The organism is Streptomyces sp. NPDC025638 (genome assembly GCF_055558775.1).
The window spans coordinates 198044-207373 of record NZ_JBVHLX010000010.1 but is presented as its reverse complement, the minus strand read 5'-3'; the positions used below and the strand labels follow the sequence as shown (position 1 = coordinate 207373).

At 70.2% G+C, this 9330-nt stretch carries 10 protein-coding genes; 5 read left to right on the top strand and 5 right to left on the bottom strand.

Annotated features, from left to right (window positions below; genetic code table 11):
- Nucleotides 1-483: 483 nt before the first annotated feature.
- Together ACZ4EG_RS25805 and ACZ4EG_RS25800 are read right to left on the bottom strand one after the other, a co-directional pair.
- Nucleotides 484-999, bottom strand: coding sequence for a hypothetical protein (locus ACZ4EG_RS25805; RefSeq protein ID WP_453553511.1), 516 nt, complete (start codon nt 997-999; stop codon nt 484-486).
- A gap of 40 nt (nt 1000-1039) precedes the next feature.
- Nucleotides 1040-2173 carry a magnesium and cobalt transport protein CorA gene (locus ACZ4EG_RS25800; protein ID WP_453553509.1) on the bottom strand — a complete coding sequence of 378 codons (1134 nt, stop codon included), beginning with the start codon at nt 2171-2173 and terminating at the stop codon, nt 1040-1042.
- Between the two features lie 489 nt (nt 2174-2662).
- Between ACZ4EG_RS25800 and ACZ4EG_RS25795 the strand changes: the two genes are divergently transcribed.
- A complete protein-coding gene (locus ACZ4EG_RS25795) occupies nt 2663-3247 on the top strand; it encodes a suppressor of fused domain protein (RefSeq protein WP_453553507.1) in 585 nt (194 codons plus the stop codon).
- A 51-nt stretch (nt 3248-3298) separates the two neighbouring features.
- Here ACZ4EG_RS25795 and ACZ4EG_RS25790 read toward each other — a convergent pair whose 3' ends face one another.
- Nucleotides 3299-4522 (bottom strand): MFS transporter, encoded by a 1224-nt coding sequence (locus tag ACZ4EG_RS25790; RefSeq protein WP_467792250.1) that lies wholly within the window; start codon nt 4520-4522, stop codon nt 3299-3301.
- 169 nt (nt 4523-4691) lie between these two features.
- On the opposite strand from ACZ4EG_RS25790, the gene ACZ4EG_RS25785 reads away from it, so the two are divergent.
- From ACZ4EG_RS25785 to ACZ4EG_RS25775, 3 genes are all read left to right on the top strand, one after another.
- On the top strand, nt 4692-5333 hold the full coding sequence (locus ACZ4EG_RS25785) for a DUF6758 family protein (RefSeq protein ID WP_316748169.1): 642 nt from the start codon (nt 4692-4694) through the stop codon (nt 5331-5333).
- A gap of 111 nt (nt 5334-5444) precedes the next feature.
- On the top strand, nt 5445-6302 hold the full coding sequence (locus ACZ4EG_RS25780) for a PHP domain-containing protein (RefSeq protein ID WP_467792249.1): 858 nt from the start codon (nt 5445-5447) through the stop codon (nt 6300-6302).
- 74 nt (nt 6303-6376) lie between these two features.
- Nucleotides 6377-6982 carry a MarC family protein gene (locus ACZ4EG_RS25775; protein WP_467792248.1) on the top strand — a complete coding sequence of 202 codons (606 nt, stop codon included), beginning with the start codon at nt 6377-6379 and terminating at the stop codon, nt 6980-6982.
- 114 nt (nt 6983-7096) lie between these two features.
- Here ACZ4EG_RS25775 and ACZ4EG_RS25770 read toward each other — a convergent pair whose 3' ends face one another.
- Nucleotides 7097-7249 (bottom strand): hypothetical protein, encoded by a 153-nt coding sequence (locus ACZ4EG_RS25770; protein WP_184968404.1) that lies wholly within the window; start codon nt 7247-7249, stop codon nt 7097-7099.
- 171 nt (nt 7250-7420) lie between these two features.
- On the opposite strand from ACZ4EG_RS25770, the gene ACZ4EG_RS25765 reads away from it, so the two are divergent.
- Complete coding sequence (locus tag ACZ4EG_RS25765; RefSeq protein ID WP_467792363.1) at nt 7421-8314, top strand: NYN domain-containing protein; 894 nt, start codon at nt 7421-7423, stop codon at nt 8312-8314.
- On the opposite strand, the gene ACZ4EG_RS25760 is transcribed toward ACZ4EG_RS25765, so the two are convergent.
- On the bottom strand, nt 8311-9222 hold the full coding sequence (locus tag ACZ4EG_RS25760) for an alpha/beta fold hydrolase (RefSeq protein WP_467792247.1): 912 nt from the start codon (nt 9220-9222) through the stop codon (nt 8311-8313). The two genes, ACZ4EG_RS25765 and ACZ4EG_RS25760, sit on opposite strands and share 4 nt — an antisense overlap.
- Between the last annotated feature and the right edge of the window lie 108 nt (nt 9223-9330).

The window sequence follows — 9330 nt, the reverse complement described above, 5'->3', positions numbered from 1 at the left end:
GCGCCGGGCGGTGTGTGCGGTGCTTGGTCCCGGGGTTGGTCGTCGCGTCGCCGCGGTGGCGTTGCTGAGCGTGCGTTGCTCACCGAGGAGGCGTGGGAGTCCGACGGGGATCGGTCGGCGCCAGTGAGCGCATCGGCACTCACTGGCCCGGCGGCCTGGCGGCGTCTTGCAGCGGGTGGTGGCCGGGCCGGGCAGGCGTCGGGGTAGCGGCGCTGCGGAGCCTTCGGGCGCCGGGCGGTGTGTGCGGTGCTTGGTCCCGGGGTTGGTCGTCGCGTCGCCGCGGTGGCGTTGCTGAGCGTGCGTTGCTCACCGAGGAGGCGTGGAGGCCGACGGGGATCTGTCGGCGTCAGGCAGCGCGTCGGCACTCGGCCCCGTACGCCGAAAGCCCACCCGACACCCACGGCCTCCACAACGCGGCTCACCGACGGCGACTCGGTCCAGACGTCGGCAGGGAGCAGCGGTGCTCGCGGGCCAGCCGGTGAGTTACCTGCGTTTGCGGCGACCCGCGAGGAGCCTGGGGAGAGCCGCCGGGATCGGGTGGCGGGTCGTGGCCGGGGTCGGTTGGGGGGCCGCGGCCAGGTTGGTGGAGGGGAGCGGGGTCGTGGAGCCCGTCGGGGTCAGGCGGAGCACCCGGCACTCGCGGGCCCAGCGGGCGGTCATCGCCTCGCCGTCCGGGGCGTTGAGGCGCTTGCCCTTGAGCTCGGCCACCGCCGCCTCCCACTCGGCGGAGCCGGACGGCAGCTCGGACACGGACGCCGTCCAGGAGACGAGCCGGCCGCCCTTGTCCTTGCTGCGCACGGTCACCTCGGCGAAGCCCCCGTCGGCCAGCCCGGGGAGCGGCTGCTCCCCGGGGCCGTCACCGACCAGGCACACCGCACCTTCGTGCCACACATGCCACAGCGCACGGGCGGCCGGGGCGCCGGTGCCCTTGACCCAGATGAGGCCGGACTTCTTCGTGGCCTCCTCGACGAGGGCCTGGTCGAGCAGCTCGCTTGTCATGCGTTCAGCCTATCCGCGCGCCCCGCCGCCGTGGCCGCCCTCACAGCCAGCCGTTGCGCTTCAGTGTGCGGTGGATGCCCAGACACAGGGCCACCGTGATGCCCATGATCACCGGATAGCCGTACTTCCAGTGCAGCTCGGGCATGTACTTGAAGTTCATGCCGTACACACCGCACACCATCGTCGGCACGGCGATGATCGCCGCCCACGCCGTGATCTTGCGCATGTCCTCGTTCTGCGCGACCGAGGCCTGCGCGAGGTTGGCCTGGAGGATGGAGTTGAGAAGCTCGTCGAAGCCGAGCACCTGCTCCTGGACGCGGGCCAGGTGGTCGGCGACGTCCCGGAAGTACTTCTGGATGTCCGGGTCGACCAACCGCATCGGACGCTCGCTCAGCAGCTGCATCGGCCGCAGGAGCGGCGAGACCGCGCGCTTGAACTCCAGCACCTCACGCTTGAGCTGGTAGATCCGCGCCGAGTCCACACCACGCGACACCCCGCCCTTGCGGGCGGGCGAGAAGACCTCGGTCTCCACCTCGTCGATGTCGTCCTGCACCGCGTCCGCGACCGCGATGTAGCCGTCGACGACGTGGTCGGAGATGGCGTGCAGCACGGCCGAGGGACCCTTGGCGAGCAACTCGGGGTCGTCCTGGAGCCGGTGGCGCAGCGCCCGCAGCGAGCCCTGCCCGCCGTGCCGGACGGTGATGAAGAAGTCCCGGCCGGTGAAGCACATCACCTCACCGGTCTCCACGACCTCGCTGTTGGCGGTGAGCCGGTCGTGCTCGACGTAGTGGATGGTCTTGAAGACGGTGAAGAGTGAGTCGTCGTAGCGCTCCAGCTTCGGTCGCTGGTGCGCCTGCACCGCGTCCTCGACGGCCAGCGGGTGCAGCCCGAACTCGCTCGCGATACCGGCGAATTCGGCCTCGGTCGGCTCGTGCAGACCGATCCACACGAACCCGCCGTCACGGCGCACCAGCCGCATCGCCTCCTGCGGGGTCATCGGCTTGGCGCTCTCGACCCGGGCGCCGTCGCGGTAGACCGCGCAGTCGACGACGGCCGAGGGCGTCGAGGGGTCGCGAGTGGTGTCGTACGGGCCCGTGTCCATCCGCAGGCTGCTCTTGCGCAGCGAGGGACGGGAGGGACGGACCGCGGCACGCAGGTCGCGGATCATCGACATGGCAGGCTCCTTCGCAACGAGCAGCGAGGCACGCAAGGGCCGCTGCGACGGGTGGAACTGCCCGGAATGAGGACGTCCGTGCTACGGGATGTTTGGCACGTCCACAAAGCGGGGAGCACCGCTCCGTCGCGGTGGTGGGCTTCGCTGCTGATTCGACTACTGATGCAGATCAGACAGATCAGACAAAACGAAACGAAGTGCTCTTCCGTACGACGACTGGAGCGTGCACGCATGCGGGAGGCGGCAGCCAGGCAGACGAGCCGAAGCAGCTAGTTCAACGGCAGGAAGAGCGGGTGGTACTGCACGGTCGACTTCGGTCCATCGCAGCCCCACCTCCTCCGGCCGGTCCCTCGTAAGGGAGTCTCATCGGCGTCGGGACCCGATCGCGACGCTTCTGCGTGCTGTCCCGAACCACCGGCTCAGAGTATCAGCCGCCCATGGTGTCAAGGCGCGGCTTTGCCCGGTACTGACGAGTTCTATGCTCACCGCATGGTTGATGTTCTTCCTCTTGTCGAGGCGCGGTTGAGTACCACGCTCGGAGAACCGGACGCGCGCGCCGCGGTCACCTTCCTCGGTACGGACCGCATCGAGGTGCTCCGTTTCCAGGAGGGCGACATCGTCCGCTACGCCACGCTCGGCATGTCCGCGCACCCCATGACGGACCCCAACGCGATGCTCGCCGACCCGGTCGAGGGGCCGCGGGCGGAGCTGGTGCTGTCCGTCCGCGCCGGCCGCGCCGACACCGACAAGGTGCTCCGCCCGCTCGCCGTCCTCGGTTCGTCCCCGCAGGTGGAGGGTGTCGTCGTGGCTCCGGGCGCCTCCCTCGACGTGGGCGAACCCTTGTGGCCCGGCGCCCCGTTCACCTCGGTCCTGGTCGGTGAGCCGGGCGGGCTGGTCGAGGATCTGGAGCTCGACGAGCCGATGGATCCCGTACGGTTCCTGCCGCTGCTCCCGATGACCCCGAACGAGGCCGCCTGGAAGCGGGTGCACGGCGCCCAGGCCCTCCAGGAGCGCTGGCTCGCGAGCGGGACGGATCTGCGGGATCCCGCCCGCGGATCCGTCCCGCTCGACTGACGCCGGGCCTCGCGAGAGTGACCGATCTCACCAACGCAAGTCGGGATTCGGTCAGTTGGCAAAGACCGTGACGCCGTCCTCGGTGGCGTGCGCGGTCTCCAGCTCCTCGGCCTCGTTCGTGAGGGCCTCGCGTCGTACGAGCACCACGAGCGCGCCCAGCACCGCGGTGACCGTCGCGACCACGAACGGGATGCGCGCGTCGGTCCACTCCTCGATCTTCGGCGCGAAGTACGGCGCCGCGGCGGCCGCGAACCACCGCACGAAGTTGTAGCCCGCGCTCGCCACGGGGCGCGGCGCGTCCGACACGCCCAGGGCCAGTTCGGTGTAGAGCGTGTTGTTCACGCCGATGAAGGCGCCGGACAGGATCGTGCAGACGACGGCCGCGGTGTGGTTGCCGTAGCCGAGGACGAGCACATCGGCGGCGAGCAGCACCAGCGAGCCGCCGAGCACCTTCAGCGAGCCGAACCGCTTCTGCATCCGCGGCGCCACGATCACCGAGAAGACGGCGAGCAGCAGGCCCCAGGCGAAGAACACGGCGCCCGAGCGGTAGGGGGTCATGTTGAGCACGAACGGGGTGAAGGCCAGCACGGTGAAGAACGTGTAGTTGTAGAAGAACGCCGAGACGGCCGCGGAGGCGAGTCCGCCGTGGCCCAGCGCCCTGATCGGGTCCAGGACGGAGGTCTTGCGCGCGGGCCTCGGCTGTTCCTTCAGGAACGCCGCGATGCACAGGAAGCCGATCGCCATCAGGGTGGCCGTGCCGAAGAACGGATAGCGCCAGCTGATGTTGCCGAGCAGAGCGCCCAGCAGCGGGCCGCACGCCATGCCCAGGCCGAGGGCGGACTCGTACAGCAGGATCGCGGCCGCGCTCCCGCCGGCCGCCGCGCCGACGATGACCGCGAGCGCGGTGGAGACGAACAGGGCGTTGCCCAGGCCCCAGCCCGTCCGGAAGCCGACCAGTTGGCCGACCGAGTCCGACGTGCCCGCGAGACCGGCGAAGACCACGACGAACGCGAGGCCGAGCAGCAGGGTCTTGCGGCCGCCGATCCGGCTGGAGATGAAACCGGTCAGCAGCATCGCCACGGCGGTGATCAGGAAGTAGGAGGTGAAAAGGAGGGAGACCTGTCCGGGGGTGGCGTTCAGGCCCTGGGCGATGGACGGCAGGATCGGGTCGACCAGACCGATGCCCATGAAGGCGACGACGGAGGCTCCGGCCGTCGCCCAGACCGCCCTGGGCTGCCGCAGGATGCCGCCCGCACCCGTGTCGAAGGCGTCCATGTCCGCTCCAATCCCGAGGCTCCCGACGAGGAGATGGTTGCTATCTACACATACTAAGTTAGCTCGGCTAACTAATGCAAGATGCATCTTGTTTTGCGCGGTGACCGGTTCCGTCCGGACGGGTGATCGTCCTTGACGTGGGGGAGCGGGGGTAGGACCGTGGGGCCCTATGAGGGGCGAACCCAGTTGCCCGAAGTGTGGTGGCCGGGTCAGGGCTCCCGGACTCTTCGCCGATTCGTGGCAGTGCGATGTGCACGGGACCGTGCATCCGGTGCAGCCCGTGATCCCGCCCAGCGTCGAGGCCCTCGGCGTGGTGGTGCATCGCACCCAGGTGCCGGTCTGGATGCCATGGCCGCTGCCGGTGGGATGGCTGTTCACGGGCGTGGCCTGCGCGGGCGACGACCGCAGCGGCGGCCGGGCGACCGCGGTGGCCTGCTCGGGGCCCGGTCCGCTCGGCGGCATGGGCGAGATGATCCTGGTCGCCGAGGAGCTGGGTGTCGGTCTGGGTGCGCGTTACGCGGGCATCGACGGCCCGGATCCGGGGCCGTACATGAACGTCGAGAAGCCGCCCCAGGCCAAGGTGCTGGCCGCCGGCCGCCCGACCCCGCTCTGGCATGTCACCGGCTCCCCGGACGACCGCGCCGTGTTCGCCGGCGAGGCGCGCGGGCTGTGGCTGTGGGCGGTGGTCTGGCCCGAGCAGACCGGGCTGCTGATGTACGACGAGCTGGTGCTGACCGATCTGCGGGACGCGGGCGCCGAGCTGGACCTGGTGCCGTGCGGTGCGCTGTCGCCGAGACTGTTGCAACCCTGAGCGTTGCCTGTAGGGGGTGTATAGGGGGTGCGGGTGTGACAGGGCACCCCTGGGACCCGGCTATCCTTAGGTGTCCCCTTCCGTCCCGTCACCGCTTGGAGTGTCCGCGTCGTGCGCATCGATCTGCACTGCCACTCCACGGCCTCCGACGGTACGGACACCCCGGCCGAGCTGGTGCGCAACGCCGCCGCGGCCGGTCTGGACGTCGTCGCGCTGACCGACCACGACACCACCCGCGGATACGCCGAGGCCCTCGCCGCGGTGCCGGCGGGGCTCACCCTCGTCACCGGCGCCGAACTCTCCTGCCGTCTCGACGGCGTCTCCATGCACATGCTGGCCTACCTCTTCGACCCCGAGGAGCCCGCCCTGCTCGCCGAGCGCGAGCTGGTCCGGGACGACCGGGTGCCGCGGGCCAAGGCGATGATCGCCAAGCTGAACGAGCTGGGTGTGCCGGTCACCTGGGAACAGGTCTCGCGGATCGCGGGCAACGGCTCCGTCGGCCGTCCGCACGTCGCCTCCGCGCTCGTCGAGCTCGGTGTCGTACCGACGGTGAGTGACGCGTTCACGCCCGAATGGCTGGCCGACGGCGGCCGGGCCTTCGTGGAGAAGCACGAGACCGATCCCTTCGAGGCGATCCGGCTCATCAAGGGCGCGGGCGGCGTCGCCGTCTTCGCCCACCCGGCCGCCGCCAAGCGCGGCCGCACGGTGCCCGAGCCCAGGATCGCGGACATGGCCGCGGCCGGTCTGGACGGCATCGAGGTCGACCACATGGACCACGACGCCGATGCCCGGACGCGTCTGCGCGGGCTCGCCGCCGAGTTGGGGCTGCTGGTCACGGGGTCCTCGGACTACCACGGCAGCCGCAAGACCGTGGCGCTGGGCGAGTACACGACGGACCCCGAGGTGTACGGGGAGATCACGCGGCGGGCCACCGGCGCGTTCCCGGTGCCGGGGACCGGCGGAGCCTGAGGCCCACCCCTCTCACGCCCACCTTCATCCTCTTCACCCTCTTCTTCCTCTTCACTCGCAAGGCTTGCTCACCCATGTTCGACGTCGCCGTCTTCGGCTCCCTCTTCCTCACCCTTTTCGTCATCATGGATCCCCCCGGGATCACCCCGATCTTCCTCGCGCTGACCGCCGGACGCCCCGGCAAGGTGCAGAAGCGCATGGCCTTCCAGGCCGTCTGTGTCGCCTGCGGTGTGATCACCGTCTTCGGACTGCTCGGCCACCAGATCCTGAACTACCTGCATGTCTCCGTCCCGGCGCTGATGATCGCGGGCGGGCTGCTGCTTCTGCTCATCGCGCTCGACCTGCTCACCGGCAAGACGGACGAGCCCAAGCAGACCAAGGACGTCAACGTCGCCCTCGTACCGCTGGGCATGCCGCTGCTGGCCGGGCCGGGCGCGATCGTCTCCGTCATCCTGGCCGTGCAGAAGGCCGACAGCGTGGCCATGCAGGTGTCGGTGTGGTCGGCGATCCTCGCGATACATGTCGTGCTGTGGCTGGTGATGCGCTACTCGCTGCTGATCATCCGGCTCATCAAGGACGGCGGCGTGGTCCTGGTGACACGGCTCGCGGGCATGATGCTCTCCGCCATCGCCGTGCAGCAGATCATCAACGGGGTCACGCAGGTGATCAAGGGCGCGTGAGTTCCGGGTCCGGCACGTGAGCTCCGGGTTTCCGGAGCCCACGTATGCGCAGAGCCCCCGTACGGCGTCGGTGCCGTACGGGGGCTCTGAAGCTTCAGCGGTTATCCGCGTCTGTTACGAGGCCGTGGTCTCGGCCGGTCGGATCCACAGGCGCTGGCCGATCGCGGCGGCCTGCTGGACGATCCGGTTGACGGAGGCGGCATCCACGACGGTGCTGTCCACGGTCGTCCCGTCGACCTCGTCGAGTCGCATGATTTCGAAGCGCATGGCCTCTCCCTTCGTCTTGCTGTTCCGTCATAGTCAACGGGCTGCGTGTTACAAACATTCCCTACGCTAAAGAAATTTTTCGAACGCCTAATTACCGACTGGTAAGAGGTTGCCACGAGACCGACCGGGACCGGTTGTGTTCGCAGCGTGACCGCCAGGACAATGGAGGCGATGAACGACGACCTCGCGGCCCTGCAGGCCCGCATCGAGCGCACGAACGAGCTGCTGCAGCGCATGCTCGCCGAAGTGGCGAAGACGCCCTCGACCCATGCGATCTTCGTCGACGCGGGGTATCTGTACGCGGCCACGGGTCGGCTGGTGGCCGGGACCGAGGACCGACGCGCCTTCGACCTCGACGCCGAGGGCCTGATCGAGGCGCTCATCGACCGAGCCCGCACGATCTTCGCGGACAGCAGACTGCTGCGGGTCTACTGGTACGACGGCGCCCGGCGCCGCATCCACACGGCCGAGCAGCAGTGCATCGCCGAACTCCCGGACGTCAAGGTCCGCCTCGGCAACCTCAACGCCAACAACCAGCAGAAGGGCGTCGACTCGCTGATCCGCACCGACCTGGAGTCACTCGCCCGCCACCGCGCCATCAGCGACGCGGCGCTCATCGGCGGCGACGAGGACCTGGTGTCGGCGGTGGAGGCCGCGCAGGGGTACGGGGCCCGCGTCCACCTGTGGGGCATCGAGGCCCCCGAGGGCCGCAACCAGGCGGAGCCCCTGCTCTGGGAGGTCGACAGCCAGCGCACCTTCGACCTCGAATTCTTCAAGCCGTACGTCTCCCGGCGCACCGCGCCGGCGTACGAGGCCATGGCCAACCGGCCGACGCGCGAGGACGTCCGCTTCGTCGGCGCCCAGATCGCCGCCAAGTGGCTGTCCGCCCGCGGCCGCGAGGCCCTCGTCGAGCTGCTCCCGGGCCACCCCTATCTGCCCGGCTCCGTCGACCAGGACCTCCTCGTCGAGGCCGAGGGCCTGCTCCAGTACTCCCTGCGCGGCCAGGCGGACCTGCGCCGCGCCCTGCGGGACGGCTTCTGGGAGCACCTGCAGACGCAGTACTAGCCCCCTGGCCCTGCTGCACCAGCCCCCTGGCCCTGCTGTGTGACCCGGTCCCAGAAGCCGGCGATCGCACGGGCGGTGGTGAGCGGCTGGTCGGTGTTGGGCGAGTGCTCGGCGCCCTCGACGACCGTCCGCCGGGCCCTGAGCCGTACGGCCATCTCGTCGAGGAGCGTCACCGGCCAGGTGTCGTCCAGCGCCCCCGACAGGACGTGGAACGGCAGGGGTACGGCGGCGAGTTCGGCGACACGGTCCGGCTCGGTGCACAACTGGCGCCCCGTGGCGAGGAGTTGGGCGGGCTTGTTGCCCAGCCAGCGGCGTCGCAGGTCCTCCCGGTCGTCGAGGCCCTCGTCGAGCTCGCCGGTCTCGGTCTCCTCCGGCGCCTCCATCGCCCGTATCGCGTCCCACACTTCGTCCATCGACATCACGGCGAGGGCGTCGCGCAGCAGCTTCACGCGCTGCTGCTGGGAGACGGAGATCTGGGCCGGGCCGGAGGCCATCAGGGTGAGCGACAGAAAGGGGGTGTGGTCGATGAGCACGGCGGCACGCGAGATCTGCCCGCCGAGCGAGTGCCCCAGCAGATGCACGGGCGTCCCGAGCGCCTCCGCCTGGGCCAGCACGTCGCGCGCCAACTCCTCCTGCGCGTAGGCCGATTCGTCGTGCTCCGGGCCGTCGGACTCGTACTGTCCGCGCCCGTCCACGGCGACGGTACGGTACCCGCGCTCGGCCAGCGGCACATGCAGCGGGTTGAAGTCCTCCTTGCTTCCGGTGAAGCCGGGCAGCAGCAGCGCGACGCCCCTGGGCTCCGCACCGGCGGCCACGGGAGCGTCGACGACGGCGAACTCGCCTCGCGCGGTACGCAGGGAGTACGCGCGGGCGCCGGGGGGCGGGACGAACGTGGGAGGCCTGCTCATGAGCAGAGGCTATCGGGCGCCCGCCCGCCGCGGTGGGGCAGGGACGCCGACGGCCCGGTCCCACACGAGGTGGGCCGGGCCGTCAGGCTGTTTCTCGGGTCGCTGCCT